Raw genomic sequence first — 26,535 nt, 5'->3', positions numbered from 1 at the left:
TGTCTACTTCGTCGCACACCTTCAGGACGAGGCTCAGACCCGTGCGTCTGAAAGCTTTTTTGCTTGTCGGGGTGCGGTTGCGGTATGTACGCTGGGGCTGCATCGACCAACAGCCCACATCAACCATGAGATCGACGTTTCTCCTGACTCTCAGTGCGCTGGCAGCAGCCGCGCTTTCCATTCCCGCGCAGGCGGGTGAGGTGACCCTCTCCTCCAAGAACCCGCCAGCGCCCCCGCTGCCCCTCGAGGACTACGTCGGTGGACGTGGTCTGCTGACCATCCAGGGGCCTACCGGTCTCTTCATCAACCCCACCTCCGGCACCATGCCGGCGGGTGCCTTCACCGCGCAGTACTGCTTCTTCCTGCCGAACAATGACTCCGACCCGGTAATGGCCCACGGTGCGCTGCTTTCCTACGGTGTCACGGATTGGCTCGAAGTGGGCGGTCTCTTCGGCGCGAAGGACATCGACGGTGGAGGTGATCTCTTCTCCGGCGGCCCGATGGTGCGTGTGCGCCTCCTGAAGGATGAGGGACCCATGCCTGAGCTGAGCGTCGGTGGTTACGCCTTCCTTGGTGATGAGGAGAACTACAACGCCTTCCTCGCTCTCTTCAAGCGTTGCGAAATCTCCGATGATGGTTTTCTCCGCTCCGTGGGGTTCCACGCCGGTCTGCGCCAGACCTGGATCGAAAAGCCCGGTGAAGATCCCAGCGACAGTCCGGTGGGATACTTCGGCCTCGAAGTGGAGCTTCCCCTGCGCTTCTACCTTGTAGGTGAAGTCTCCACCAAGGACGAAGATCTGAGCGATGAAACACCGTACGCCTTCGGCGTGCAATGGCGCCTGGGTGGCATCAATATCAGCGCTGCGTTTACCGAGCCCGGACTCGGATTTGTGGATGAGCCGAGCTTCTTCTTCGGCATCGGCACGCAGCTCAGCTTCTAATCTCGAACCCGGAAAGCATCCCTCGCCATGACCCGCCGTGAAACACTCCTGAAGATGGCCGGCCTTGCCGGAGGTCCGGTGTTTCTGGCGGGTTGCAGCATGGATGCCATCCGTCGTGCGGAGGCGCAACTAGGTGACCGGATGCGCCGCCCCGGTACGGGAGTGCAATTCAGCGGTCTGCCGGAAGTGGTGAAGGTGATGGTGCTCGCCACCTATCCCGCCACTCCGCAGCAGACCCGCGTGGCTGAGCAACGGGCCCGCACGGCAGTGAAGACCATCGCACACCGTGAAGGCACAAAGGTAAAGCCGAAGACCTTCGACCGCGGCGGCAATCCTGACGCTCGCGGCACGGTGGTCATTGATAGCAGCCCGACAAAGTCAGAAGCCAGCGAAGTGCAGGTGGCCGCGGCAGCCATGCAGGCCAATGTCGGCACCACCGTTATTGCCGTCGATACCACACCCGACAATCGTCTCCAAGGTGATGGTACCGTGATGCTCTGGAACATCCAGTCCCAGCGCTTCGTGGGTAATCAGGTGTATGACATTGCCTCGCCGCCCGCGAAAGGCCAGGTGGCACAATGGGGCAGTACCACGGCACGATACGTGGGTAGTGGGACGTTCTAGGTGAGTGTCCTTATAGTGTAATCAGGACGCACTTAGCCCTGGGACCGCTGGCCTCCGGCCGGCGTTGTGAAGGTCACCATACCATTGCGCTATCGCGCCACCCCACATCCTCCGAGCTCGCTGCAACTCGCACAAGCAAGAGAGCCCGAGGACTTCTCCTCAGGCTCTCATCTCTCAACCCTTCCCAAGCCATCACCCAAGGAAGTGTTCCCAGTCGCGCACACCGTGCAGGTTTCGAATCGCCATGCTGGCCGGAATCGCCCGTGGTGTCACAGGCGTCTGACGCAGGCGCAGACCCGCTTCCTGGGGAAGCTTGCTTCCCTTGCGGGAGTTTACTTCACGATGGGCCAGCACGCAGTTTTCCCACGTGGACTTGCCCCCGCGTGACCGCGGGACGACGTGGTCGATGTTGCCTTCTCCCGGGGCGAGCTTGCGTCCCGTGTACTGGCACAGACCACCGTCTCGCTTCCAGATGCCACGCGCACTGAAGCGCGGATGCCGCAGGGGCATTCTGGCATAGTTCGCAGAGACGATCACGGTGGGGATGCGCAGCGGTCCGCTGGTGGTGCGTGCAGACTGATCATGCTCACGCACCGGCAGCTTCTGCCACTGGTCCCACGTCACAGGAACGATGGAGGCATCATCCTGCACATCAAGACCGGTGGCAGCACCCGTGGACATCATACAGAACGCCTCGGCCGGCGTCTTCACGTGAATGGCCTGCCAGTTTCGATTCAGCACGAGCACAGTTGGAAGATGGAGGTGCATGGCACAGATGGTGTATGATGAGTGGATGGGAAATAGTATCTAGTATCCAGTAGGTCAGTGTTCAGTAAGCAGTAAGCAGTAAGCAGTAAGCAGTAAGCAGTGCTGGTGACTGGGAAGAAGTTCCGCATGAGATTTCCGACGAGCTTTTTGCCGCACCCCATTACTCACTACTTACCAACTACTACTTACTGTTTACTGAACACGGACCTACTGCTCACTGTTCACCGCCTCAGTCCTCCGCCTTCTCACCCGCGGGCGCCATCTTCACCAGGCGAGGCTCGAACTTGCCGAGCACATCGACCAGATCCGTCTGGGCGGCCATCACGGTATGGATGTCCTTGTAGACACCGGGGTTCTCATCGAGACCGGCGGAGAGGAGCTCGACACCGGCGGCGGCGAGCTGCTTCTTGACGGCACTCCACGTGAAGGACTGCAAAGCCTTGCTGCGGCTCATCACACGGCCTGCACCATGGGACGCGCTGTGCAGGGACTCAGGCTGACCCTTGCCACGCACGACGAATCCTGCGGTGGCCATGGAGCCAGGGATGATGCCGAGCACACCGGAACCGGCCGGCGTCGCGCCCTTGCGGTGCACGATCACCTCGCGTTCCACGCCGTTCACGACATGACGTTCCTTCCAGGCGAAGTTGTGATGGTTCTCGATGTCGAGGATCACATCCGCGCCCAGCTTCTTCGCAATGTGCTTGTGGATCACCGCATGGTTCGCGGCAGCGTAGCGCCCCATGAGGTTCATGGCGGCCCAGTATTCCTGGCCGTCTTCCTCATCGAGCGTGAGCCACGCGAGATGCTTGAGTTCCTTCGGCAGATCGTCATGGCGGGCCATGGCGCGCTTGCTGTACAGTTCACACACCTGGGCGCCCGTACCACGGGACCCGCTGTGGGAGAGCAGCGCGAGGTATTCGCCCGCGCGCAGTCCGCCGTTTCCAGCAGCCTGCAACTCCTGCGCCTGGTCATCCGTCACGGTGAACGCGCCGAACTCGACAAAGTGGTTTCCGCTTCCGCTCGTTCCGAGCTGCGCCCATGCCTTGTCCTTGAGCCGGTTCGTCAGGCCCGTGATGCTCCAGTCCTCGTCCATCACCTCGTGGTTGCGAGGTTGCTTGAACTCGGCGCCCATGCCGAAGCGCGTTTCGCTCTCCAGCAGGTTGGCAAGACGGTCCTTCTGTCCCGGGATGCTGTTCGCCTTGAGGTCGTACACGGTGAGCTTCATACGGCACGCGATGTCCACACCCACGGCGTACGGAATCACCGCATTCTCCGTGGCGAGCACGCCACCGATAGGCAGGCCGTAGCCGAGGTGCGCATCTGGCATGAGCGCGCCGGCCACTGCCACCGGCAGAGCACACGCGTTGGCCATCTGCTGCACCGCGTTCGCATCGAGGTCAGCTCCCCACTGACGCCACGGCGCGGGTTCCGCGCGCGGGACGAAGGCAGGACGGCTGAGCGCCTGGGCGAAAGGAGCGCGGAGATCATCCGCGAAGTACGCAGCAGGTTCCGCCACGATCTTCGTGACTTCTCCTTCAAGCTGCGCACCCACACCGCCCTGCGCCATGTAGTTGCGGACGAACTCACGGGCGAGTTGGAGAGGTTCACCGGCAGGCACGCCGATGCGGATGAGGTCTTGGGTATTCATGAAAAAATGAGAGTGAAAAGGGATAAGCGAAAAGAGAAAGAGAAGGGTGAGGAATGCTCCATGATGACAAAGATCCCGGGATGTGAATAGACCTCCGGCTGCGGTGTTTGTTCTTTTTAGTCGTTTATGAACGTAGTCCGCGAGTCCCTTCGCGGTCATTGTATTTCGCAGTTTCAAAATCTCTGGAGGGCTTCCCCTGATTCATGACGTGGTGACGTCTCAAATTTTTAACTCAACCTCGCGCCTGCTGAAAGCGTACCCTAGTCGGCAACCCCAACTCCACCCTTCATCAATCATCACATGGAATACAGACTTCTCGGCGGTTCAGGATTCAAGGTCCCCGCTCTCACCTTTGGTACCGGTACCTTCGGTGGTACCAATGAGTTCTTCAAAACGTGGGGTTCCACGGACGTGGCAGAAGCCACTAAGCTGGTTGACATCTGTCTCGATGCCGGCCTCACCATGTTTGACACGGCGGACATCTATTCCGATGGCGCATCGGAAGAAATCCTGGGCGGTGCCATCAAAGGTCGTCGCGACAAAGTGCTGATCTCCACCAAGGCGACCTTCCGCAGCGGCGAAGGCCCAAATGATGTGGGCTCTTCCCGTCACCACCTCACGCGTGCCATCGAAGGCTCGCTCAAGCGACTCGGTACAGATTACATCGACCTCTTCCAACTCCACGCCTACGACGCACTGACGCCTGCGGAGGAAGTGCTCGGAACCTTGGATGAGTTGATTAAGGCAGGAAAAATTCGCTACATCGGCTGCTCGAACTTCTCCGGCTGGCATCTCATGAAGGGGCTGTCTGTCTCAGAGAGGCACGGACTCACGCGCTATGTGGCGCATCAGGCCTACTACTCTCTGGTGGGGCGCGAATACGAATGGGAATTGATGCCGCTGGGGCTCGATCAAAAAGTGGGCGCCGTGGTGTGGAGCCCTCTGGGGTGGGGAAGACTCACCGGCAAAATCCGCCGTGGCCAGCCGAAGCCGGCGAACAGTCGCAGCAACGAAAAGATCGCGCTCGATATGGGACCCCAGGTCGATGAAGAATATCTCTACAAAGTGGTCGATGCCTTGGACGAAGTCGCGAAGGAGACCGGCAAGAGCGTTCCACAAATCGCGCTGAACTGGCTGCTGCAGCGCCCAACCGTTTCCTCGGTGATCATCGGTGCCCGCAACGAAGAACAGCTCCGCCAGAATCTCGGTGCCGTAGGCTGGAATCTCACCAAAGAGCAAGTCGCCAAACTCGATGCCGCCAGCGCCGTGCAGCTCACCTATCCCTACTGGCATCAAGCTTTCTTCAACGAGCGCAATCCCTTCCCGACAGCGACCGCCTGACACGGCAATTGCCCAAGACGGTGCCTCCGAATAGTGGCCGAGTTTCTCCGAAGCTCGCTGCGCATTAAATGCCCCCTATTGGTGATATCCGAAAAGGCATAATCAAACAGGATCATTCATCCACGAAACCCGCTGTCTGAAAGACAGCAGGAGCCCAGCCCAGGGTTAGGGAGCCTAAGCGACCGACACCCTGGGTTAGCACAAAAGAAACTATCGCCCTGAAGGGGCGAAGGAGCGCCTCGCAATCCCTGTCGGCGCTGCTCACCGAGCACCACCGACAGTGTACATACTCACGACATACCCGCGAGCGCATACCTGCGGAAGAATCTATTCAACTCTTCCACATCACCCGCGGAATCTTGTGGCTCCTTGAGCGCATCCAGGCGAGTCAGTTCCTCGCGAACGAAGCGCGACAGCACCTCATCGGGCGCTGCCTCGTCCAGCTCGTCACCGGCTTGCTTGCGCTGCACCAGCGCATCCAGCGCCTGACGTACCTCAGCCTCCTCCAGTGTGGCTTCCACCAGCTCGGAGAAGAGCATCGGCACCTGCCCAAGCTTACGCTCCAGCCATCGGCAGGCCAACAGCGGCCTGAAGACGTACAGGTACTTCTTCAGGCTCACACGCTCACGACCTTCCAGGTAGTGACGCCAGTTGCCAAAGGCCATGTGCAGGTAGTGCGCGAAGCAACGCCGCGGTGAGTAAAACTCCTCCGCCAGCGTGCTGAACTCCGTGGCGAACATCGGATCCCGATGATACACCACCGGGGACTTCAGCCACTCCAGCAGCGGTGGGTTACTCTTGCGCAGAAGCTTGAGCGCCTTGCGCAGTTCCCACCCGCTGACATCGAGTTCATCGGAAAGAGGAAGCTCCACGACATCCCGACCCTGATCCAGGGAGAGATACCAGTCACGGCTGTGCACATAGAGGAAGCGCACATCGTAGTCGCTGTCACGCGAGGCAAAACCCCACGCACGACTGCCGCTTTCGCAGGCATAGAGCACGCGCAGACCGCGTTCCGTTTCGAGGTTGGAAAGCGTCTTGCGGACGCGTTGGAATACATGGGAGTCAAACATGGGGTTCTATCGGTGTAGGGTTGGGAGAAAGTGATTGGCTCTGATCGATAGCTGCATTGATGCGCAGCATCATTTGGAGTGCTGGAGCTTGCTCCAGCTTTCCCGAGGCAGCTTGCTGCCGTGTAAGTCCCCTGAGATTCGCTCAGAAGAGGACGGCAACTGTCGGGATGCTTCACCCCTCGTTCACAGCATCACTGTTGTCGGCATTCACTCCGCCGCGTCCTCGCAGCACTGGCAGCAGCGCAGACAGATCATTCATCATGTAAGTCTGCCCCGTGCCCTTTGCTTCGAGCGTTTGCAGGAAGCGTAGTGTGGTGAGCCCTGGATGGCTTTCCATCAGGCGGGCGGTATTCGCCAAATGACGCAGCGCCGCAGACTCGCCACGGGCGCGTTCCAAGGCGGCTTGGCTTTCTTGCCTGGCCTTGAGCGTTTCGCTGAAAGCCTTGCGAAGGTCACCGGGCAGCATCACATCACGGACTTCTACTGCATGCAATTGCACACCGACGGATTCCGTCACGGGCTGCACGGCAGTACGAAGCTGAGCGCTGATGGCAGCACGCTGCTCCAGCAGCGCTTCCGCAGTGATGCCTCCCACCGCCACGCGCATGGCGGCCTGGGTCGAGTTGTAGAGATGCGTGAGGTAGCTATCCGCCACGAGCACGCTCTTCGCGGCATCGACAATCTGGATCGTCAGCACGGCGCTGAGCTTCACGCTCACATTGTCCGCCGTCAGCACTTCCTGACCGGCGACCTGAAGCAGCGTCTTGCGCACGCCGATCACATCGACGCGGAAGTTGCGGCCCCAGCGCACAGGGCGACCCGCACGCAGCGTATTCACCAGGCGACCTTCATGGTACAGCAGCCCTTCGCAACCTTCCGTGATCAAGTATTCGTAGCGGTAGCGCACCCACAGCACACGTGCCGCAACAAGGCACGCTGCTAGGATGATGAGTTGGTGTTCGAAATTCATGGGAGTTTTGAATGTTGATTGAAGAAAATGATCACGGCAGCGGCCGCCGCGACACAGCGGGCGACGTGGCAAGTAGCCAGCCGCACAGGGCCATGTCGGGGCTCACACGCAGAGTGTAGGCCGCTGGCGTGAGTTGTTGTTGGGAGTCGAACCCAGGTTACCGTTCTGGTTCTAGGCCAGTAGTTCCAGAGAGCCGGATTCGCAGAACCATGACCGGCAACGCCGGTTGGCTGCTCAAGACATCTCGGGAAAGGTTGAATGGCGGCAGTAAGATCCTGCTGCAGCCTGAAATGAAAACCGGTGCCTGTAGTTCCCGCTACGGGCACCAGTGAATGTGAGTTGGACTACAGCTCAATCACCTCAATCTGCTTCAGGAACGCTGCCTGATCAGATTCGAGGCGCTGGAGCGTGTCGAACGTCTTGTCCGAAAAGCCCGCGAGGCAGTACACATCGCGCTGCGGAAACTGCAGCGTGCCGTAGCCCTGGAGGTCAAAGGAGAAGACCTTGGGAGACGCACCATACTTCGCCTTCCAAGCGTCGAAGCTGGCGACCGGCGTGTCATGGCCGATCCAGCCCTGCATGTCAGAGAGGATGATGATGCGGTCGTAGGAACTCACCGCGCGGTTGAAAATCGCGTGGAAGTTCGTGCCGGCGGAGGCGCACTGGCGTTCCAGCCAGTTGGCCACCGTCAGGGTGGTATCACGCTTGTTGATGGACACGTACTTCGCGTCATCGCTGAAGAGCATCACGTCCGCATCATTCGCCTTGGCGAGCGTCGCCGTGAAGAGCGCACCGATCTTGCTCGGCTTGCCCATCATGGAGCCGGAGCCATCCAGAGCCACGAGGGTCTTGCCTTCGTAGCGAGGGACATTGGCGAGAGACGCATCCACCGCATCACTGAGCGCGGCGAGCACGCGGCTGGCAGCCGGAAGACCGGAGGACTGCAGCGCTTCGAGCGCCGTCGTGAAACGGAATGGCATGACGAGGGACTTCTTGATGAGGCGCGCATCCGTGAGCATCGCGATCGCGTCCTCGATCGCATCGGGCGCCGTGGCCACGATGTTGCGCAGGTTACGCAGCAGCGCGAAGTAGCCCAGCTTGCGCGAGCGGATGAGCTCCGTCCAGGCGTCCTTCTTCAGGTCCGCCAGTTCGGCATCCGTTTCCGCATTGGCGCCGGCCTGCGTCAGCTTCGTTTCCCACGTTTCCGCGGGGGCGAGCGTGCCGTTCACCAGCTTGCGCAGGGCTTCCGTGTGCGGCGGGTGAACGAGGTTCACCAGGTCCACGAGGGAGATCTCCGCGTTCGTCTTGCGGTACTTCGCGATCTGGTATTCGTCGAAACGAGCCAGTGCCTTGCCGAGACCCTTCTTCAGGGCGTTCGGGATCGGGCGGCCATACGTACCGACGTAACACGCCAGCGTTTCCAGTGCGTCATCCGGACGATGCACGACACGGTCGTAGAACTTCGCCGTCCACGGTTCGCCCTTCACCATGTGGGCGAGTTCACTCGCCACCAGGTGGGAGACGGAGCGCATACCCGCTTCCTTGCGGGCGTAAAGCGCGGCCTTCGCCACGAACTTCTTGTCACCCGTCTGCGCGACGAGTTCCTTGATGCGCTTCGTCGCGGCATCCGCCGTGCGGTAGTACTGGTCACCCAGCATGCTCGTCATGAGCAGGGAGGCGAGTTCGAGCTTCGCCGTTTCGACGTAGGCTTCGCCGCCAGCCTTGTTGAGAGTGTTGCCACGCGCACGGCTGGTCTTGAGAATATTGAACTTCATGGTGTTGTCTTTTTGGGAAAAGCGGGGAGCACGATGACCGGCCTCAGCTTCCAGGAGAGGGCGCATGGTCTCACTGCCCCGCAGTATCTTGGTTGCTGCGTGGCATGACGGCGCATCTGGCACCGACATGGGAAAGGAAAAAATTCGCGGAGAAAGCAGACAGGCTCTCACACCGCATCGCAGGACTCGAACCTGCTGCCGTTGCCGGCACCCTGCTCATGGGAATGGCAAACCGGTGTGAATGTGGATGACGCGAAGAAATCCCGTCTTCACTGCCGCGAAAGGGGTTTGAATGGATTGGGGAGAAACAGTGGTCGGAGCCGGGTTGCGTTTGATAGACGAAGTAACTCCAACCTCACTACCCCAAAGGGTTGGGGCAGTGCGCCGCCTATGGCAGACGCTCACAGCCCCGGTTTAAATTGAAAGGGAACGGGGAGAACAATGACCGGAGGAACGATGACGGCGTGAATCTCACGATGCCACCAACTGCTCTGCCACTGAGCTACAGCAGCACTGAAAAGTACTGCCGGCCGGAATCGAACCGGCGACCTGTTCGTTATGAGCGAAGTAGCTCCAGTCTCACTGCCCCGAAAGGGAACGTAGCAGGCCTCGTCGGAAGCCTTGCGATACAAAGATACAAAATGGGAATCGAGGAGAAAACCAATCGGAGCACCGATACCGCTCTAACCCCTGAGCTACGATGGCATCGAATAAGCCATCGGCTGGACTCGAACCAGCGACCTGTCGTTCCCAAAACGAAGGATCTCCAATTTCACTACCTCGAAATTTGAACGCAGAAGGCTTCTCCAGAAGCCTTGCTATTGAAAGAGATGATTGCGGAGGACACCGACCTGAGTGCTTGAACGCGGATGACTCCGCGCTCGGCGGGATTTGAACCCGCGCCAAACGCTAACAGCGTTTGCTGTACCAGCTCAGCTACGAAGGAACTCTGATCTCACTGCCGCAAAAATGGATTCCGGAGAAAAGTGGCACGGGCATCATCCCCGCATGGCGGAAATGACAGGAGTCGAACCTGTAAGAACCGAAGTATCCCGATACCTCGCTGCCGGAAAATTGGTGGGCTCGCAGGGACATGCACCCTGCTCTTCCGCTTAAGAGGCGGTTGCTTCGCTGCCAAAGCTTCAAGCCCATGAATGGTTGAATTTAAGAAAATGGTAGTCGCGACTGGACTTGCACCAGCACTCGCGGCGCTCTCGACGCCGTGCCTCTGCTATTGGGCTACGCGACCATGAGAAATTGAATGGAAAGGATCACTTGTCCTGATTCCTGCAGGGGGCCCGCAAAGGGAGCATGAGCTTTCGATCTGCCATCCCGTGACCCACAGTTTCCAGATCATGCTGGATAGTTGGTGATGGTGCCGGAGCATAAGTATCCGATTGCGAAGCCCCTGCAGGAATCCAGAGGCGAAAGAACGACAAACACAAACTGAACTTAAAATGGCGGAAGAGGCGGGTGCTGCCCCCGCAGTTCCCCGTGAAGGGAACACCTGTTTAGCAAACAGACGCGACGACCTGGCTAGTCGCCTCTCTTCCATGAAAAGGCTGAAACGGAAAACAATGGTGCCCGCGGCGGGAGTCGCACCCGCACTTTGCGAGGTTTGAGCTCGCTGCCTCTGCTATTGGGCTACGCGGGCGTGATGATGAAAAGATACTCCCAGCCGGACTCGCACCGGCACTGTTCCGGGTTTAAGCCGGCTGCCTCTGCTGTTGGGCTATGGGAGCACGTGTTCTGCGAAATGGTCCCGGCGGCAGGAGTTGCACCCGCACTGCATCCGTTCTGAGCGGATTGTCTCTGCTGTTGGACTACGCCGGGGAAAAGGGTCAAGTCTCTGAGAGATCTTCAGGCTATCAACTATCAACCCTCAACTATCGACTCAGAAGCTGGTACTCCTGACAGGATTTTCGCCTGCAACCTCCGCGTTCGAAGCGCGGCGCTCGATACATTGAGCTTCAGGAGCCTTGGTGATATGAAGAAATGGAATGGAAATGGTGCGCCAAGACGGTTCTGCCCCGCCGGCCTCCGTCGTGTCAGGACGGCGCTCTCCTATTGAGCTATTGACGCGTGCTTTGATGCATCACACATGCGAAAACCCTGGATGGATTTGCACCATCAACCTCCCGGGCCAAAGCCGGGCGCTCTGCGAGTTGAGCTACAGGGCTGTTCGAGCATGTGTAGGATGACATAGAATGAATCAAAATGGTCGGGCACCCCGGGGATACTCCGGGTGTCTCGCCGATCCGAACGGCGCGGATTGCTGTCTTCCTCGTGCCCGAGAAAAATGTAATAGAATGAAAAGTAAAGTGGAGTCACGGGGACTCGCACCCCGATCCGCGCCATGCCGAGACGCTGTACTGCTGTTTGAACGATGACCCCATGAACAAGTGAAGAAATGGTCGGGCCAGCCGGTAACGCTCCGGCTGTCTCAAGTCCCCCAGACTTGCGGATTACTCTCTTCCTCTGGCCCGTGTGGAAACGAAATGGACGCGCGACCCAGACTTGCACTGGGTAAGCCGGATTTGCAGTCCGGTGGCTCGGCTACTTTACCTTTCGCGCGATGAACGATACGAAATTTGGGGAGACCAACGGGGATTGCACCCGTACCTGAGCATTCACAGTGCCCGATGCGTACTATTACACCATGGTCTCCATTGGAGATGAGTGAGACATTCACTCGAAATGTGCAGTTGATGGTGGGCCGCCACGGTGCTGCCCCGTGTTCTGCGGATTAAAAGCCCGCTGCATCGCTGGCAATGCTTGCGGCCCATCGATGGAGTGAAGGCGAAAATGGCGGAGACCAGTGGACATGCTCCACCACCCGTGAGTACGGATTCATCCGGTTTCCAACCGGCGGCGGCACGCTCGTCCGCTTTGGTCTCCTCGAATAGGATGAAAAAACTGGCGGCCCCGGATGGATTCGCACCATCAACCTCCCGAGTCAGAGTCGGGCGCTCCACTAGTTGAGCTACAGGGCTACTATCTTACCTGGCGAAATGGATCCTCCGGCCGGTGCTGCCCCGGCATGAGTCGCTTTACGAGAGCGGTGCATTGCTAGCTCTGCCACGGAGGAATTGATGTTTGAAATTGGTGCTCCCGCGAGGACTTGCACCTCGAGCCTCGGTCTTCGCAGAACCGTATGCAGTCTCGTTACACCTCAGGAGCTTTAGGAATGAAATTTGGAGCGCCATGCCGGTACTGCCCCGGCACCTCCTGTTTGGAAGACAGGTTTGCTGCTACTACACCAATGGCGCGTGGATAAACGAAATGGTCGCTGAACCAGGAATTGCACCTGAATCTGCCGATCTTCAGTCGGCCGCATTGACTGACTCTGCCATTCAGCGTGAAAGGAAAGTGGTCCCTCCGCACGGTATCGCGCCGCGGTCTTCCGCTTATCGGGCGGGTGCTCTGCTATTGAGCTACAGAGGGAATGAAAAATGGTCGCCCGAAACGGTAACGCTCCGCTGTCTTCCGGATGTGAGCCGGCTGCTCTCCTTTTGAGCTATCAGGCGTGAAGGAAGGATGGCCTTTGAAAGTGGCACCCGCACCCGGTGCTGCCCCGGGGTTTTCCGATAGAAAGTCGGATGTGCTACTGTTGCACCATGCGGGCATGATGAGGATCACGAAATTGGCGGAGCACCAGGGACTCGCACCCCGAATTCCACGAAGTGGAACAGCGGTTTTCAAGACCGCGTCCTCGTGTGGCCGGACGTGCTCCAAAAAATGGTGGTTGGAAATTGGCTGCCCGCCGTGGACTCGCACCACGACATGCCGCTTAACAGGCGGCCATTGCTACTTTGACATCAGCGGGCAACTGAAAATGGAAAGTGCTCCCGGCAGGACTTGCACCTGCATGGATCCGTTTAGAAGACGGATGCCTCATCTCTTCGACCACGGGAGCGTGATGAGAGCGGGGATGGAAAAATGGTCGCGTACCCCAGTGCTACCCTGGGCGTCTCCCCGTTCCAAGCGGGGCGGGTTCGTTGGCTCCCTCGCACGCGATGAAATTGGCGGCCTGTGCGGGCTTTGCTCCCGCGACCTTCCGCTCGACAGGCGGTTGCTCTTCGTGGCTGAGCTAACAGGCCGTATGAAATGGGTGTTGAAGAAATTGGTGCGCCGTCCAGGTACTGCCCCTGGTCGTCCGTGAAAGGCGGTGGTTTTACGGACCACCTCGTGTCTTTAGCGATCTACCGACGCGTGAAGTAAAATTGGTTGCGGGACGTGGAGTCGCACCACGATGAGGAAGCTTATGAGACTTCCGCGGTTCTGAACCTTCCCGCCGTTGAAGTTGTTTGAAATTGGTGGACCGCCAGGGACTTGCACCCTGCTCTCCCACGTGCGAGGCGGGTGACCTTCTGGATGATCGAGCAGCCCATGAAAATGGGTGAATGAGAAAATGGTAGCGGAAGCGGGACTCGAACCCGCGCGTAAGCGGCTTATGAGGCCGCTGCCTTACCCCTTGGCGATTCCGCAGTTGGGAAATTTATGATTTACGATTGATGATTTTTGATTGGAGGTCTGTCTCCACAATGCGGCTTTGCATGCCCGCATCGGACCGAAATCAAAAATCACACTTCATAAATCATCAATGAAGTGGCACAGCGTCCCGGTGCTGCCCCGGTCACACAGAGTTTTGGAGACTCCGTTGCGCAAGCTGGCGCCCGCCGTATGAAACTAGTGGTCGAACGAAAGGCGTGGAATGCCCTGACGCCTCAGATGCGCCTTGCTCGTCACCGCAAAATTAGATGCCGTTGAGAGAAGCAACTCCTTGGGAGCCTCTTGAACGGCGGATGGCTTTGAACGGCCCGCGAAACTCAGGGAATGTAGAACCCTCGATACTTGGCCTTGTCCTTGGGCTTCATCTTATATCCGTGATGGTGATTGCCCGGATGACCGTCAAGATGCTTCCAGTGCTTGTGGTGCAAGGGGTTATGTCCCCAAGGCGTGAAGCAGGACGAGAGCGAAAAGCAGACGCCGACGATGAGCACGAGCCGCAATACTGGGAACAGTGGTGGGAGTTTCACACCTTCATATCGTCAGTCGATTGAAGTGTGGTGGCGGGAAATTGCAATTTAGAGCAAAATTACTCCTGCCTTTGAAGGGCAATCTGAAAATTGGAGCGGCCAGCCGGAATTGCACCGGCATCCCCTGAATGGCGTTCAGGCGTCCTGCTCTTGGACGATGGCCGCAGAAAAAGGAGCGGCGCAGGGAATTCTGCCCTCAGGCAGTGTCCCGCGCCGCTCACGACTAAAAAGAACAAACACCGCTGCCAGCTCGGAGAGCTCACACCCGCAGGTCGTTTTCACGGCGGATCTTTCGGTGTTTGAGGCACACCTCCTGTCGCGCACACACCTTATACAAGTGCGTATGCATAAGCCTTTGAAGCTGTAATTCTGAAATCGATAAGGTCCGCATAACGGGAATCAGGTCATGGCTCCTCCGATCCGGAAAGTCCGTTCAGAGGACTCCGGCGGTTTGACAAAGGTGGCTGCTACGGCGACCGTACATACGGTTACCGGCCAACTTCTGTCTTTCGCAAAGGGACTGGAGGGAGTGGGTGACCGATTCCGCTCCGCCGTCAGTTGCAGCTGATGGCGGGGCTTTTTTTCACCCGGGGAAATTGGGGATGTGGACTAGATGGGGAGGAGACCTCCTTGGTATTGGTTGCGTAACTCGCTGATACTGAGAAATTCGGAACACAAAAAACCCTGCTGGCCTTCGGCGAGCAGGGTCTACGTACGGTTCAATCCGATAGTAAACTACCTGCGTGCCTCCTGGTTAAGATCGCTACCCTCGGTATAGGGCATTCCAAAGCCGATGCTCCGTACCGGACGCAGTATCCCTGCTTCGCACGACCGTTTCGTCTGGCGCAATGCTGCGGGTTGTGTCCAATGGAAGTTCATGGCGTGTTCTTGTGAAGGTATAACGAGCCTACCACCACGATCTTAGAGCGGCAATAGTTATTTTAATCTTTTTTCGACACCTGCAATTCCGGTCGGAGAACTATGTATAACTAAGCTCTCCTTTGGCCGGGGGCGAGGTGGGACAGTCAAAGCGTCAAAAGACTATGATACAGCATGATGTGGTATATCATGAGGCGCATTTCCTGACCTTAAGGCGCATTCGCGGCCACCGGTGCAGGCTTGCGAATCTTGAGCAGTACAGGCAGGCTCGTTTGCGAGCCGTCCGTCTTCACGGCATCGTTGCGCGCATTGCCCACCAGCATGTGGCACAGGCGATCGTGCTCTGGCACCCACTTCGCACAGGCCAGGGTGATTTCACGCACGTTCTCTCCCGCACGAATCTGCACGCCGTTGAGGCCAATGTTGTCCACGATGACCCCATGCGGCAGGTTCTCCACGTCGAGTCCCAGCAGCGCATCGTCCCCACGACGATCCACGCGCAGCCAGACGGAAACCGTGCTGCCCGGGTTGATGGTGACCTCATAGGGTTTCGCTGGTGCATTCTTTCCATCCCCCGCAGGATTGCCCGCAAGGTCGGGTTCCATGAACAGGGCGCGCTTGGGTGCCGCGGTAACTGAGACTTTGGGGAAGGCTCCAAGGTCCTCCTTCACCTCCTTGCCATCGACCATGGCAGTTGCCGTCACCTTTACCTTGGAGAAGTCATGTTCACCCATGGCTGTAGTGGGGTAGGCAAACACGGAGCCACCTGCCTCCAGGTGCCCCGCTTCAATGATGAGAGGATTCGAAACGTAGAAGCCGGCGGGCACGCCGCTGATGTCCACACGCACATCACCATCCCAACCATCTTTTCTATTCGCGGTTACGGCGAACTGTACTCCGGTGCCGGAGGGCACATTCATCATGGCCGGGCCACGCAGTTTGGCAGCGTAGCTGTGTACCACGGGGCGTACGATGAGACGGTAGGCAAAGCGGTCACCACTCCAGCTCCGTGTATCACTCACCCGCAGGAAGTAGACGCCCTTCTCAGGAGCCACAAAGCGCAGGCGCGAATCGCGTCCCAGCTCACGCTCTCCGTCATCATCATTGGCATAGTACAGTTCGAAGACGGGCAGCCCATTGGGCACCAGCTTGGCACCGGGTTTGTAGGGTTGTACTGCGTAGCAGTAGTCATCGAGTCCGTGTGCAGCAGGGCTGGTGTTGAAGTAGGCACGGCGCTTCCCGCCTGCGGCATAGTAGATCGTATCCGCGTCAGGACCTCGCGCGAGGCGGAAGACCTTCAGCACTTCACCGTTGAAGTACATGTAGTCATTGAGATCCAGCTCGGAGAATTGACCCAGGCGCACCGCAGGATCATTGGCATCCTCACTGCGTAGCGTGATCCAGGAGTCCTTCGTTGCCTGCAGCGTCATCATCGGCACCGCATCACCTTTGGCATTCAGTACTTCCACCTTGGTATCCGCGGGTGAGCCGAGCATGCTCGCGCGTGTCTCAATGATGAACTCCTGCCCTTTCTCCGCCTCAATGCGGTAGTGATCCGCATCCGCCTCATCCGGGCCTGCGGCACTCATCAGGCGTCCGTTGACGGACATATTGCCTGTGATTGGCTGGGCTTTCTCGAGCGTGTCATTCGGCTCGGCCTCGATCTGCTCTGACATCTTGCTTACTGCTACAGTCATGCTCACGCGGCTGCGGTAGTTTTCCGAGTCCAGCGGCAGGCTGATGGTGTCCATACCCTTGGTATCAGTGGCATCCGCCTCAATCGTGGTATCCGCAGGGATGTTGTGTCCCACAAGGTGGATTTTGCCCTTCGTACCGGCAGGCACGCTCAGGGGCCACCATCCAGTCACGTATGGCAGTTCTCCGATGGAAAGGCGGTAGAAGTGGTCTGCGGAACCATCGAGAGTGATCTGCCTCACGTGCACCGTGTATTCACCATCCGCGGGCACCGTGAAGGCCACGAAAGGATCGCTGCCGCTATCGAGACCATTGTTTGCGGCCAGCAGCTTGCCTTGCGCATTCACAACTTCCACGCGTGGTGAGGTCGCTTTCGATTCGATACGACGCGCCGCCATGTCCAGCACCATGGTCTGGCCACGCTTCGCTGTGAAGCGCATGCCATCCACCTGGCCAATGTCCGTCAGCGTGCCCCATACATTCGTGGGAAGCTGCTGCAGCATCAGCGGCTCCGCGGACTTGGTCACCATCGTCTGTGGCAGGTAGTCCACCACCAGCTTCATGGGTGCGGACTCTCCTCCGGGAGTGACGAGGGAAACATTCACCTGCGTGCGCGGCACGGCCTTGCCTGTGGTGATGTCCACTTCCGCCATGGTGCCTGCGGGATTCACGGAGACGATGGCTGCCTTCATGTCGCCATGAGCCAGCTTCACTGCTTTGAGTTCCTTCAGTCCCTTGCCTGTAATCTTGATGCGCGTGGTGGCGCCACTCTGCACCCCGCGCGGCTCCATGCGTACGAGTTCAGGCTTCGCTGGAGCCATCGCTTTCGGTGCGGCCTTGGCCTTGGCCACCTGTTTGGGAGCGGGCTTGGCTTCAGGCTCACCTGTGACGGCATCATAGAGTGCGAGAGTACCATCGAGTCTTCCCACCACCAGCTTGCCTGTTTCGAGCACCGCGAGGCCCGGAGACCAGTCAGGCTGCTTCTCCAGCAGGTGCAGCTCCTTCAGGTCCGCCGCGTTCCAGATCTTCACACCGCGGTCTGCCGCGGAGGTGAAGATGGTTTTCCCATCAGCAGCGAAGGTCAGGCTCAGCAGGCCGCTTTCGTGCGCATAGCGGGTCTGTTGCAGCTTGTTGGTGCCTTCGAGAGCTCGCGCGCTCACATTCCACAAGCGGATGCGATTGTCCACGCCACCGGCCACCACCGTCTTGCCATCGGGAGAGAAACTCACCACCGTCTGTTCCTTGAGAGGCTGCGAGAAAGTATCAAGTCGCTTGCCGGAGGGCATCTCCCAGAGCTTCACCGTACGGTCCGCACTCACGCTTGCCAGCACCTTGCCATCCGGACGGTAGCTCAGGCCGAACACCGCGCCATTGTGTCCGGTGAGAGTGGCCGTTTCCGCACCACTGGAGAGGTCCCACAACTTGATCTTCTGGTCATAGCTGCCCGTCACCAGCGTCTGCCCATCGGGAGAGAGGGCCAAGCCATAGATCGCATCCGTGTGCCCCTCGAACTTCCGCACCAGGGATCCGTCTGATACTTTCCACTGATAAGCCACACCATTGATGCCGGCATCACCTGCTGCGGCGAAGAGTTGCGTGCCGTCCGCAGAGAACACCAGCGCATTCACCTTGCCCGCCACACCATCCAGCTTGCGCGCCACTTCGCGTGTTTGCGGGTTCAGCAGATGTACCGTTCCAAACATCCCAGCCGCCAGCGTCTTCGACTTCGGCGAATAGGCCAGCGTCTGGATCGCATTCTTCAGTCCCGGCTTGGCAGCGATCTTGGGCAACTTGGAAAGCACGTCCGCAGGCTTCGCTGGCGCAGCAGGAGGAAGGGCGCCCCCATCAATCCATTGCCGGATGATGGCGATCTCTTCCGGCTTCAAATGTTCCTTCTTCCCAGGCGGCATGAATTGGTTCTTGCCCTCCACACCACTGCGACCTTCGAGGAATTTCACCAGCAGCGACTCCTGCGCATTCCCCGGCACAATGGCCTTGCCACCTTTGCCGCCCTTCATCAGCGCCGTGAAAGTGTCCAGTGCGAACTCGCCATCAGGATCATCCGCCGCATGGCAGTCCACACAATGCTCCTGGAAGAGAGGCGCGATCTTGGCGTCGAAGTCTACGGGCGGCACTGATGCAGCGTGGATGTGGGCGGTGCTGGCGCATGCCGTGAGCAACGCAAGTGGCGCTGTGGCGCGATGTTTGATGAGGTGCATCATGAGAAACCCCGGTGTCTGATTTGGCGAAATGAAATGGGCAGAGAAACGATCGGCGTCCTGGCTGGACGCCGGTGCTCCTTAGTGATTGAACAAAAACTCCCGCGAGCTCATCAGCCCCCAGAACACGTCTTCCAGGGCGAGCCGGCGATCCTCCGGTGATTTGACTTCGGCGAGCACCTTCAACACTCCTGCGCGCTCCTTCTCCGTAGGTTCGCGGCTGAGACACAGCAGATACGCTTGCTCCAGAATCTCCGCATCCGGTTTGCCAGAGGCCAGCAAGGCGGCCACACGATTGTCCTTCTCCTTCAGCTTCTGGTTCATCGTGTCACCATTCGCGATGTGCAGGGCCTGGGCCATGCTCGGTTCGTTGGTGCGCTCACAGTCACAGGTCTGCACGCGATCCGGACGGCCGAAGCTGTTCAGGAAATAGCTCACCGTATTCGAATCAGGAAGCTGCAGGGCCCGATAGCCCATGGGGTATCCAGCACCGATGCCCTTGTTGGCATTGCGCTTGTCCATGTTGAACTTTGTGGGCACCGCCGTCACCTGACTCACCGAGTCCAGCATCACCTCCGCCATCAGTCGGCGGGGGTAGTAGCGGGAGTAGAAGCGTGTGTCGTCCTTGTTCTCAGGAAGCGCGACACTGCTGCGCTGGTAGGTTTCACTTTGCAAAATCAGACGCATGAGTGCCTTCAGGTCGAACTTGCTCTTTGCCAGGTGTGCCGCGGCATCGCTCAACAGCTTTTCGTTGCTGGCGGGATTGGTCATGCGGAGGTCATCTACGGACTCGACCAGCGCAGTGGAGAAGAAATTTTTCCATACGCGATTCGTGATGGCGCGCGAGAACCACGGATTCTCCGGCGCAGTCAGCCAATCAGCCAACGGGACGCGCCGATCCTTCGTGGAGGTGATGCTCACTGGCTTGGCATCCAGGGGGGTGGGAGTCTGCGCACGGCCGGTGAGAGGTTGTACAATGTCGCCTTCCGTCGCGGCGAAGATCACGCGCTCATCCGTCACACCGCCGTTCTTCGCGCGCACGCGGGAGAAAAGATTGGCGAAGGCGAAGTACTGGTCGTTGGTCCACTTCTCCATCGGGTGGTTGTGGCACTTCGCACACGCAATGGACATGCCGAGGAACGCCGTGGAAACGGTCTCCGCCAACCGCGTGGGCTCATCGTGCAACGTGAAGAAGTTGCCCGCGCCGTTCTCCAGTGTGCTGCCGGTGGACGTGAGCAGATCACGCACCATCACATCCCACGGCGTGTTCAGTTCCACGTTGCGGCGGATCCACTGGTAGTAGCTCCACATCGGCTGCACGGGCAGCTTGTCGCTGTTCACCAGCAGGAGGTCGCTCCACTTGTAGCTCCAGAAGTCCACAAACTCTGGACGCTGTAGCAACTGCTCGATCAGGCGATCCCGCTTGTCTGCCTTCGCATCGGCGAGGAAGGTTCGCGTTTCTTCGGGCGTGGGCAATATGCCGAGGACATCCAGAAAGGCGCGGCGGATGAATTCCGCATCTGTGCACCGCTCCGATGGTGGAATATTCAGCTCCACCAGCTTCTCCTTCACGCGCTCATCGATCACGTTGCGCGGCTTGAAGGCTTCAAATGCCTTTGCCAGCACATCGTGTTCATACGGCACCGTGATGGTCGCAATCGCGAGCTGACTCAGATACCACGCCGTCACGGTACCTTCACCACGGCCCACCACCTTCACCTTGCCGTCATCATCCACGGTGGCCACCGATGTATTCCCCGCGGTGTATTTGGCCCAGCGCGTGACGTCTTCGCTCTTCCCGTTGTTGAAGAAGGCCGTCACCTTGAGCGGCTGTGTCTGCCCCGCTTTCAGTGTCACGTGCGCGGGCGAAACTTCGATGCGCTGAATGCGCGCATCGTTCTCTAGCGGTCCGGGCGCTCCTTGAGCGATCCACTCCGCGAGGATCTGATACTCCGGCCAGTCGGCCTTGATCTTCTCACCACCCTTGTGTGGCACGGCTTTTGTCGCCTTCATCAGCAGTAGACTGCGAGAAGGATCTTCCAGAGTGATGCGACGACCTTGAGCAGAGCGTGTGATGCTGAGGTAGTCGCCCATGTCATCATACCCCCGCAGGGACAGGCGGAAGCCGCCTTGCCCCGCAGCAGCACCATGGCATGCTCCGCTGGAGCATCCATAGCGTGCGAGGAGGGGCTGCACCTGATTGCGGAAGGAAATGTCCGCAGCAGAGGCCGAGGAAGCTATCAGGCCAAGGCAGCCTAAAAGCTGGATTGAGACGGAGAATACAGGACGCATTCGGAGATTCATGAGAAGCCCGCTGAGGTGAAGTGGCCGGGCAGTTTTTTTGACGGCAGGACGTACCGATTACTTCTTGCGGTCGCGCTCCCGCATCACCATCAGGCAGATGGTGAGGACAGCCATCAGGAGGAAGACGGGAATCAGCAGGAAATTGGGCAACTTGAGAGAGCCTTCAGCCGGCGGGTTCCAGGCACCAAGTTGGATCGAGGCGTGGCAGTGCGTGAGAATGGATTCGATCGCTGATGATAGTGAAGCCGCTGCCACATCTGCCCCCGTTTCAGGGAGCAGATGAAAGCCCACGCAACTGATCAGGAGCGATGTCACGACGGTTGGCTAGAAAAGCTCCTTGATGGGATCGAAACCGCGATCCACCACGGGGAAGGGACGATTCTGCGGACCGGGCAGTTCTGTTTCCAGATCAATGCCCATGGCCTCATAGATGGTCGCTACCACATGGGAGGGAGTTACGGCGCGCTCGGCGGGATAGGCGCCGATCTCGTCGCTCTTGCCCACCACACGGCCGCCCTTCACGCCACCACCGGCGAAGCCGATGGTCCACACTCCAGGCCAGTGGTCCCGGCCTCCCGCAGGATTCACCTTCGGCGTACGGCCGAATTCAGCAAGATTGCAAACCAGGGTGCCATCCAGCATGCCACGCTGATGCAGGTCCTCAATGAGCGCGCTGTAGCCTTGATCGTACATGGGCGCCACGAGGTCGCGCATCCCTTCGATGCTGGTAAAGGGCTTGCTGCCGTGGATGTCCCAGGTGATTTCATTAAAGACGGTGATGAAGCTGTTCACCGTCACGAAGCGCACCCCGCGCTCCACGAGACGACGCGCCAGCAGGCAGCACTGGCCAAAGCGGTTCATGCCATAACGCTCACGCACCGCTGGCTTCTCCTGCGTCAGGTCAAAGGCCTCGCGCGCCGTGCTGCTGGTCATCAGTCGATAGGCATCGCTAAAGTTGGTGTCCATCAACTTCGCCGCTTCGCTGGCCTCGAAGTTCTTCACGGAATCATCCACGAGCTGGCGCAGACTGCGGCGGCGATCCAGCCGCACCTCACTGATCTCACTCGGAGGCAGCAGATCCGGTACTTTGAAATCCTTTGCGGAAGGGTCCGCATTCAGCACAAAAGGATCGTACGTCTTACCGAGGAAGCCCGCGTCCTGCCCGTGCGGCATGTTGCCACCCGTGGGTCCCATCGGCTCCGGCAGGATCACATGCGCGGGCATTTCATTCTTGCGCCCCTTCAGGAACTCCAGGGCACAGCCCACGTGCGGCGTATTGATGCCACCGGAGAAAAGGCGGCCCGTCTGCATCATCTGGTGTCCCGTGTCATGCACCGCGGCAGCCGTGTGGTACACACTGCGCACCAGGGAGAACTTGTCCGCAATCTTCGCCATGTGGGGGAAGATCTCTGTAAGTTGAATCCCGGGTACATTGGTGGAGATGGCCTTGAAAGGACCACGCACCTCGCGCGGAGCATCCGGCTTGGGGTCCCAGGTATCCATCTGACTGGGCGCTCCAAGGTTGAAGATCATGATGCACGCCTTGTCGTCCTTCTTCTTGTCCACGGCGCCCATGGCCCGCAGCGCGTTGAAGTGCGGGAGCGTCAGACCCAGCGCGCCGAGCGTGCCCGCTTGGAGGAAGTCACGACGTGATACACCATCGCAGGTGGTGATGGATCCCTTGCCAGAGAACTTGAACATGGGGAGCGGAGCGGAGTGGGTGAACTGACCCGGCGAAGCCACCGGGAAGACGGATTTGTCTTTTCAGACCGCAATTATACGGGATCGCTTCCCCCTTCTGAATCGAAAAAGTGCCGTTGGGCATGGACTATCCTGCTGCCTTTTTGGCCTCCATACGCAGGCAAAAAGAAACCGCTCCAGACTTTGTCCGGAACGGCTTCTTAAATCGGTTTCTGATGTCGCCTCTGACCTGAGGACTACTTCAGGAAGCTGTTCAGCATCCAGAGCGTCTTCTGGTGGGTCTGGCGGCGCTTGATGGCCAGGTCTTGGGTTTCCAGATCGTCGGCCTCTTGAGCGGCGTTCTCCACCCCTTTGCAGGAAGCGGCAGCCTTCTCATGACCTTCAATCAGGTGCGCCACGAAATCCTTCGCAGGCAGGCGACCTCCGGGCAGCGGTGCCACGTCAGAAAGTTTGGCGAGACGTCCCAGTCCGCCTTCCGCGTAGCTGCCAAGGGCACGGATGCGCTCGGCAATCTCGTCGACCGCTTCGAAGAGTTCCTCATACTGCGACTGGAAAGCCGTGTGCAGTTGGAAGAAGTCCGAACCTTCCACATTCCAGTGGGCGAGGTGGGTATCCGCCATCAAGCTGTAGCTATCGGCGAGCAATTTGTTCAAGGCCGTCACAACTGGATCGGCGGCCACTCCTTGTGAGATGGTTTTGGTAGCCATAAGTTCCTCCTTTGTATCGTGATTGAACCTCGCCATGGAGGTCTGCATCGCAAGTTCTTTTTCTCCCGTATTCCATGTGGTACGATTCCCTTGGTATGGCCAGAACACTCTGCGAATGGAAGAAGAGCGAGATCGTCGATGATCTCGAAGAGCTGGCCGAGATCGTACGCGATCCCCGCTACGTGTGCCGCAAGTGCGCTCGTGCAGCGCACAAGGATAAGCACCTCTGCAAGCCGATGGCCTTGCCACGTGATCCTTCACGCGAGCACGACGAGCATCAGCATGTGGAAACCGGAGATTGAGACGCCGTTTCAGTTTCAGAGAAAGGCTGCTTCACTCATCCGCTGCATGATACCGTGTCGCGATATCATGATGTGAGAGTGTATGATGCAACAGCGGGCAAGGATATGGTAGTCCCGTACTTTTACACGCTGAACTGTGGCCCATCTGCATCTCTGCTGGGACGGCGACGTAGCTCTCGTGACTCTTTGTTGTCCGGAGTCTTCCGGGCAGAGGAGGATGGTCTCTCCAATGACGAGTCTCAGGCCACGACAGCTTCTTCTGCCTCGCTGGGGTCAAGAACCTCAGGCACTCCGCTCCACGCAAAGATTACCTCAATATCCTCCCAAGAGCCGGCGGCCTCCTGCCATTCCCATTCCTTGTGACGGTAGCCCTGCACCAGACGGCGGAAATCTCCAAAACCCAGCTCCAGCGGCTGCCAGCCCGCATCGCCCGTGCGCACCATGACCTGCTTTTCCAGCCAGTTGCGCAGGCGGAATTGGGCCATGTAACACACAGAACCGCAGATCTTCTTCAGACGGCAGAACGCCTCCACGGCGTTCCTGGCATTCCCCTGGCGGAGCAACACTGCGATCATGTCGAGCACCGCATCGCTCTTGGCTGAGTCCGATGCCACATCCTCATGCGCCAGCAGCGACCTGAGCTGCGCAAGACCCACGAAATGAGGATGCTGCGTGCTGGCAAGGCCGGAGGAAGACTGGGTGGTGGTCAGAGTCATCGCTTGGGATACGCTACTGAAACTCGGTCTCAGTAGCAATTCTTTCATTTTCCATCCAAGTCAATCGGATTTTTGTCGCCGGCATAGCCCGGAGCTGCGGTTTTGGAGGCAGTCCAAACGTGATCGAAAGCCCCGCGGAGACCAAGGTGATCCGCACTGTAGTGACAAGCGAGCCCCCCTTGTGTAGGCTGGCTTCCATGAAAGCGCCATCGGGCATGTCTGCCATGAGAACGCTCACAGTGGCCATCCTGGCAGTTCCCGTGCTGTATGTGCTGAGCTTCCCGCCGATTGCGGCACTTGCGGCGGAGAGACTCCCAGGGCCTCATCCCGACCCTGTCTATCCTCCTGCGCCCGTCTGGCTTGTGAGGTATGGTCAGCCATATTTCAGTCTCATGAAGACTTCGGTGTTACAGGTACCCTTAAAGTCCTATTTCGACTGGTGGTGGCTCTTTCGATTCCCTTGATTGTGCGCGGAAAATTCCAGCCTGTGTTCACCATGGTGGATGGGAATGAATTCGTTTTCTCAATCTCGTCGTACAGGGTTGTCAACGCTCCGGCTTACGATAGCTTCGGGTCGTTCATGGTGAACCCAAGATGCAGTTGCTCCCTGGATGCTCTGACCTTGAGATTGGATGCGAGACTAACTTTTTTTCGGCGATGAGTCTGGACTTCTTCAGCCACGCTGCGGGAACCCGCCGCAATTCATTCATTGTCGTGATTGTCGGCATGTTCTTCTTAATCACATTTGGCCTGCTCGATCTGTTTTGGGTCGGCATGGTTTTGATGCTCGTAACTGCGTTTGTTGGAAGGCATTTGGTCCTCCGGCCAAAGCAGAATTGAGGCTCATTGCATGCGCCGGCACCGGCAAGCTCGTAAACGTCGCGCCTGGCATGGCCGGTCAGGCCAGACCTGGATCGTCTGATTTCGCTTTGCTTCATCCATTTAGGTGTATAGTCACCATCGCTATGAGTAATAGCCTGAACCTTTTTCCAAAGTCCCATGGTGCCACCCCAGAAAACGATAGTTCGTTTGGCCGGTTTTGAGTTTTTTTCCTGCCACACACAACCACCGAACCACTGAGCAGCCGACCCAGGTCCCTTACGCAGTATCACAGGTGAACATGTCGTTGCGCGGAATTTGCCATTGTTCTGGGCCACGTTAGTTTCCAGCGTTTTATTCATGGTGCCCCCCGGTACAGCCTCCCCGCTTGCTGAGTTTGCCTCCGGATTGTTTTCCACCGGGAAGGTGGTGGTCAGGCGAAAGGTCGACCTGACTCCAGATGATCCTCAGGCCGTGATGCTTCTGCACGAAGCCTATCAGGTGGCCATCGATGAATGGATCGATGACTCGGCGGCTCCGGAATTCCAGCCGGGGATGGCGCTTGAGGCGTTGCGTTGCCTTTACCGCCTCTGCCATGCTCTCGTGGATCGCGCCCTGTCAGCAGACGAGGTGGAAGCCATCTTCTCCCTCACCCCGACCGCTCCGGCCAATGCAGCAGAGATGCTTTCTGCAGACGTTGTGTTGCGGCACCTTCCGGCCCTTCAGCAGTGGGCGAAGTCCCTCAGCTCCGAGGACCCCCTCTTGGTCGGCATGCCCGCGTTTGGAATGCGTTTCCCCTTGTCCTCAGTTGGCATGGGCGAACTGCCGCTGCCGGTCGACCTCACCATCTTGAAAGGTCACCAAGGGCTCTGGCAGCTCTACATCGATCGGGTCATCGAGCGCCAGGACGCATCGCGATTGACGGATCCGGAAGTGAAAGCTGCGGTGCGTGACGCGCTGGGTTCGCATTCCACTCTGGCCCCTCGACTGGCCCTTGCCGCCACTGCCTGA

19 protein-coding genes and 18 tRNA genes are annotated in these 26,535 nt (G+C 58.6%); 6 read left to right on the top strand and 31 right to left on the bottom strand.

Annotated elements, in window-relative coordinates; all coding sequences use genetic code 11:
• Positions 1 to 125 precede the first annotated feature (125 nt).
• Both DES53_RS29560 and DES53_RS29555 read left to right on the top strand, forming a co-directional pair.
• Entirely contained in the window at positions 126 to 941 is an 816-nt protein-coding gene (locus DES53_RS29560; protein ID WP_113961944.1) for a hypothetical protein, read from the top strand.
• 27 nt (positions 942 to 968) lie between these two features.
• Complete coding sequence (locus DES53_RS29555) at positions 969 to 1,565, top strand: hypothetical protein (protein ID WP_113961943.1); 597 nt, start codon at positions 969 to 971, stop codon at positions 1,563 to 1,565.
• Between the two features lie 192 nt (positions 1,566 to 1,757).
• On the opposite strand, the gene DES53_RS29550 is transcribed toward DES53_RS29555, so the two are convergent.
• A complete protein-coding gene (locus tag DES53_RS29550) occupies positions 1,758 to 2,333 on the bottom strand; it encodes an HNH endonuclease (RefSeq protein WP_113961942.1) in 576 nt (191 codons plus the stop codon).
• A gap of 229 nt (positions 2,334 to 2,562) precedes the next feature.
• Positions 2,563 to 3,984 (bottom strand): RtcB family protein, encoded by a 1,422-nt coding sequence (locus tag DES53_RS29545; RefSeq protein WP_113961941.1) that lies wholly within the window; start codon positions 3,982 to 3,984, stop codon positions 2,563 to 2,565.
• A gap of 300 nt (positions 3,985 to 4,284) precedes the next feature.
• Between DES53_RS29545 and DES53_RS29540 the strand changes: the two genes are divergently transcribed.
• Positions 4,285 to 5,325, top strand: coding sequence for an aldo/keto reductase (locus DES53_RS29540; protein WP_113961940.1), 1,041 nt, complete (start codon positions 4,285 to 4,287; stop codon positions 5,323 to 5,325).
• Between the two features lie 290 nt (positions 5,326 to 5,615).
• Here the strand turns inward: DES53_RS29540 and DES53_RS29535 are convergent, their stop codons facing one another.
• The 27 genes from DES53_RS29535 to DES53_RS29415 all read right to left on the bottom strand — a co-directional run bounded on the left by DES53_RS29535 (position 5,616) and on the right by DES53_RS29415 (position 23,687).
• Positions 5,616 to 6,398, bottom strand: coding sequence for a nucleotidyltransferase domain-containing protein (locus tag DES53_RS29535; protein ID WP_113961939.1), 783 nt, complete (start codon positions 6,396 to 6,398; stop codon positions 5,616 to 5,618).
• 172 nt (positions 6,399 to 6,570) lie between these two features.
• Positions 6,571 to 7,368 carry a slipin family protein gene (locus DES53_RS29530; protein ID WP_113961938.1) on the bottom strand — a complete coding sequence of 266 codons (798 nt, stop codon included), beginning with the start codon at positions 7,366 to 7,368 and terminating at the stop codon, positions 6,571 to 6,573.
• A 344-nt stretch (positions 7,369 to 7,712) separates the two neighbouring features.
• Positions 7,713 to 9,209 carry a TROVE domain-containing protein gene (locus DES53_RS29525; RefSeq protein ID WP_170157523.1) on the bottom strand — a complete coding sequence of 499 codons (1,497 nt, stop codon included), beginning with the start codon at positions 9,207 to 9,209 and terminating at the stop codon, positions 7,713 to 7,715.
• A gap of 1,009 nt (positions 9,210 to 10,218) precedes the next feature.
• Positions 10,219 to 10,293: transfer RNA gene (locus DES53_RS33345), tRNA-Lys, on the bottom strand.
• A gap of 23 nt (positions 10,294 to 10,316) precedes the next feature.
• Positions 10,317 to 10,392: transfer RNA gene (locus DES53_RS29510), tRNA-Leu, on the bottom strand.
• 209 nt (positions 10,393 to 10,601) lie between these two features.
• Positions 10,602 to 10,696: transfer RNA gene (locus tag DES53_RS33340), tRNA-Ser, on the bottom strand.
• 25 nt (positions 10,697 to 10,721) lie between these two features.
• Positions 10,722 to 10,797 (bottom strand) — tRNA-Leu (locus tag DES53_RS29505).
• A 15-nt stretch (positions 10,798 to 10,812) separates the two neighbouring features.
• Positions 10,813 to 10,885 (bottom strand) — tRNA-Leu (locus DES53_RS29500).
• Between the two features lie 15 nt (positions 10,886 to 10,900).
• Positions 10,901 to 10,976 (bottom strand) — tRNA-Leu (locus DES53_RS29495).
• A gap of 69 nt (positions 10,977 to 11,045) precedes the next feature.
• A tRNA-Arg gene (locus tag DES53_RS29490) sits at positions 11,046 to 11,121 on the bottom strand.
• 29 nt (positions 11,122 to 11,150) lie between these two features.
• Positions 11,151 to 11,225: transfer RNA gene (locus tag DES53_RS29485), tRNA-Val, on the bottom strand.
• Between the two features lie 25 nt (positions 11,226 to 11,250).
• Positions 11,251 to 11,323, bottom strand: a tRNA-Gln gene (locus tag DES53_RS29480).
• A gap of 412 nt (positions 11,324 to 11,735) precedes the next feature.
• Positions 11,736 to 11,810, bottom strand: a tRNA-His gene (locus tag DES53_RS33335).
• A 528-nt stretch (positions 11,811 to 12,338) separates the two neighbouring features.
• Positions 12,339 to 12,412 (bottom strand) — tRNA-Gly (locus DES53_RS29470).
• Between the two features lie 14 nt (positions 12,413 to 12,426).
• Positions 12,427 to 12,502: transfer RNA gene (locus tag DES53_RS29465), tRNA-Phe, on the bottom strand.
• Between the two features lie 11 nt (positions 12,503 to 12,513).
• Positions 12,514 to 12,587 (bottom strand) — tRNA-Ile (locus DES53_RS29460).
• Positions 12,588 to 12,986: 399 nt separating this feature from the next.
• Positions 12,987 to 13,059 (bottom strand) — tRNA-Arg (locus DES53_RS33330).
• 107 nt (positions 13,060 to 13,166) lie between these two features.
• A tRNA-Asp gene (locus DES53_RS29455) sits at positions 13,167 to 13,243 on the bottom strand.
• Positions 13,244 to 13,457: 214 nt separating this feature from the next.
• Positions 13,458 to 13,532, bottom strand: a tRNA-Ala gene (locus DES53_RS33325).
• Between the two features lie 23 nt (positions 13,533 to 13,555).
• A tRNA-Ile gene (locus tag DES53_RS29450) sits at positions 13,556 to 13,631 on the bottom strand.
• Positions 13,632 to 13,972: 341 nt separating this feature from the next.
• Positions 13,973 to 14,182 carry a hypothetical protein gene (locus tag DES53_RS33320; RefSeq protein WP_170157522.1) on the bottom strand — a complete coding sequence of 70 codons (210 nt, stop codon included), beginning with the start codon at positions 14,180 to 14,182 and terminating at the stop codon, positions 13,973 to 13,975.
• Between the two features lie 91 nt (positions 14,183 to 14,273).
• A tRNA-Gly gene (locus DES53_RS29440) sits at positions 14,274 to 14,347 on the bottom strand.
• Between the two features lie 923 nt (positions 14,348 to 15,270).
• Positions 15,271 to 18,978 (bottom strand): c-type cytochrome domain-containing protein, encoded by a 3,708-nt coding sequence (locus tag DES53_RS29435; RefSeq protein ID WP_245958289.1) that lies wholly within the window; start codon positions 18,976 to 18,978, stop codon positions 15,271 to 15,273.
• A gap of 78 nt (positions 18,979 to 19,056) precedes the next feature.
• A complete protein-coding gene (locus DES53_RS29430; protein ID WP_245958288.1) occupies positions 19,057 to 21,279 on the bottom strand; it encodes a DUF1553 domain-containing protein in 2,223 nt (740 codons plus the stop codon).
• A gap of 57 nt (positions 21,280 to 21,336) precedes the next feature.
• Positions 21,337 to 21,594, bottom strand: coding sequence for a hypothetical protein (locus tag DES53_RS29425; protein ID WP_113961935.1), 258 nt, complete (start codon positions 21,592 to 21,594; stop codon positions 21,337 to 21,339).
• 9 nt (positions 21,595 to 21,603) lie between these two features.
• Complete coding sequence (locus DES53_RS29420; RefSeq protein ID WP_113961934.1) at positions 21,604 to 22,980, bottom strand: DUF1501 domain-containing protein; 1,377 nt, start codon at positions 22,978 to 22,980, stop codon at positions 21,604 to 21,606.
• A 236-nt stretch (positions 22,981 to 23,216) separates the two neighbouring features.
• On the bottom strand, positions 23,217 to 23,687 hold the full coding sequence (locus DES53_RS29415; RefSeq protein WP_113961999.1) for a Dps family protein: 471 nt from the start codon (positions 23,685 to 23,687) through the stop codon (positions 23,217 to 23,219).
• Between the two features lie 74 nt (positions 23,688 to 23,761).
• Here DES53_RS29415 and DES53_RS29410 point away from each other — a divergent pair, with 74 nt between their 5' ends.
• Positions 23,762 to 23,989, top strand: a complete 228-nt coding sequence (locus DES53_RS29410; protein ID WP_211325734.1) for a hypothetical protein — start codon at positions 23,762 to 23,764, stop codon at positions 23,987 to 23,989.
• A gap of 239 nt (positions 23,990 to 24,228) precedes the next feature.
• On the opposite strand, the gene DES53_RS29405 is transcribed toward DES53_RS29410, so the two are convergent.
• Positions 24,229 to 24,705: a hypothetical protein gene (locus DES53_RS29405; protein WP_113961932.1), complete on the bottom strand. Its 477-nt coding sequence runs from the start codon at positions 24,703 to 24,705 to the stop codon at positions 24,229 to 24,231.
• Between the two features lie 224 nt (positions 24,706 to 24,929).
• Here DES53_RS29405 and DES53_RS33635 point away from each other — a divergent pair, with 224 nt between their 5' ends.
• Positions 24,930 to 25,169 (top strand): hypothetical protein, encoded by a 240-nt coding sequence (locus DES53_RS33635; protein ID WP_211325733.1) that lies wholly within the window; start codon positions 24,930 to 24,932, stop codon positions 25,167 to 25,169.
• Between the two features lie 114 nt (positions 25,170 to 25,283).
• Here the strand turns inward: DES53_RS33635 and DES53_RS32645 are convergent, their stop codons facing one another.
• Positions 25,284 to 25,886: a hypothetical protein gene (locus DES53_RS32645; RefSeq protein ID WP_147263707.1), complete on the bottom strand. Its 603-nt coding sequence runs from the start codon at positions 25,884 to 25,886 to the stop codon at positions 25,284 to 25,286.
• Between DES53_RS32645 and DES53_RS29390 the strand changes: the two genes are divergently transcribed.
• Positions 25,885 to 26,535, top strand: a complete 651-nt coding sequence (locus DES53_RS29390; protein WP_113961929.1) for a hypothetical protein — start codon at positions 25,885 to 25,887, stop codon at positions 26,533 to 26,535. The genes DES53_RS32645 and DES53_RS29390 overlap by 2 nt on opposite strands.

It is taken from the genome of Roseimicrobium gellanilyticum (genome assembly GCF_003315205.1).
Classification (GTDB): domain Bacteria; phylum Verrucomicrobiota; class Verrucomicrobiia; order Verrucomicrobiales; family Verrucomicrobiaceae; genus Roseimicrobium; species Roseimicrobium gellanilyticum.
Note: the sequence above shows the minus strand (reverse complement) of the source record. Positions and strands in the feature narration are given on the sequence as shown.

Excerpts from the sequence above, each read along its gene's own strand:
- DES53_RS29410 (WP_211325734.1), top strand. The coding sequence starts at position 23,762 with ATGTGGTACGATTCCCTTGGTATGGCCAGAACACTCTGCGAATGGAAG.
- DES53_RS29415 (WP_113961999.1), bottom strand. The coding sequence starts at position 23,687 with ATGGCTACCAAAACCATCTCACAAGGAGTGGCCGCCGATCCAGTTGTG.
- DES53_RS29550 (WP_113961942.1), bottom strand. The coding sequence starts at position 2,333 with ATGCACCTCCATCTTCCAACTGTGCTCGTGCTGAATCGAAACTGGCAG.
- DES53_RS29430 (WP_245958288.1), bottom strand. The coding sequence starts at position 21,279 with ATGAATCTCCGAATGCGTCCTGTATTCTCCGTCTCAATCCAGCTTTTA.
- DES53_RS29435 (WP_245958289.1), bottom strand. The coding sequence starts at position 18,978 with ATGATGCACCTCATCAAACATCGCGCCACAGCGCCACTTGCGTTGCTC.
- DES53_RS29560 (WP_113961944.1), top strand. The coding sequence starts at position 126 with ATGAGATCGACGTTTCTCCTGACTCTCAGTGCGCTGGCAGCAGCCGCG.
- DES53_RS29525 (WP_170157523.1), bottom strand. The coding sequence starts at position 9,209 with ATGCGCCCTCTCCTGGAAGCTGAGGCCGGTCATCGTGCTCCCCGCTTT.
- DES53_RS29390 (WP_113961929.1), top strand. The coding sequence starts at position 25,885 with ATGGTGCCCCCCGGTACAGCCTCCCCGCTTGCTGAGTTTGCCTCCGGA.
- DES53_RS29535 (WP_113961939.1), bottom strand. The coding sequence starts at position 6,398 with ATGTTTGACTCCCATGTATTCCAACGCGTCCGCAAGACGCTTTCCAAC.
- DES53_RS32645 (WP_147263707.1), bottom strand. The coding sequence starts at position 25,886 with ATGAATAAAACGCTGGAAACTAACGTGGCCCAGAACAATGGCAAATTC.
- DES53_RS29545 (WP_113961941.1), bottom strand. The coding sequence starts at position 3,984 with ATGAATACCCAAGACCTCATCCGCATCGGCGTGCCTGCCGGTGAACCT.
- DES53_RS29420 (WP_113961934.1), bottom strand. The coding sequence starts at position 22,980 with ATGTTCAAGTTCTCTGGCAAGGGATCCATCACCACCTGCGATGGTGTA.
- DES53_RS29555 (WP_113961943.1), top strand. The coding sequence starts at position 969 with ATGACCCGCCGTGAAACACTCCTGAAGATGGCCGGCCTTGCCGGAGGT.
- DES53_RS29530 (WP_113961938.1), bottom strand. The coding sequence starts at position 7,368 with ATGAATTTCGAACACCAACTCATCATCCTAGCAGCGTGCCTTGTTGCG.
- DES53_RS33635 (WP_211325733.1), top strand. The coding sequence starts at position 24,930 with ATGAGAACGCTCACAGTGGCCATCCTGGCAGTTCCCGTGCTGTATGTG.
- DES53_RS29405 (WP_113961932.1), bottom strand. The coding sequence starts at position 24,705 with ATGACTCTGACCACCACCCAGTCTTCCTCCGGCCTTGCCAGCACGCAG.
- DES53_RS29540 (WP_113961940.1), top strand. The coding sequence starts at position 4,285 with ATGGAATACAGACTTCTCGGCGGTTCAGGATTCAAGGTCCCCGCTCTC.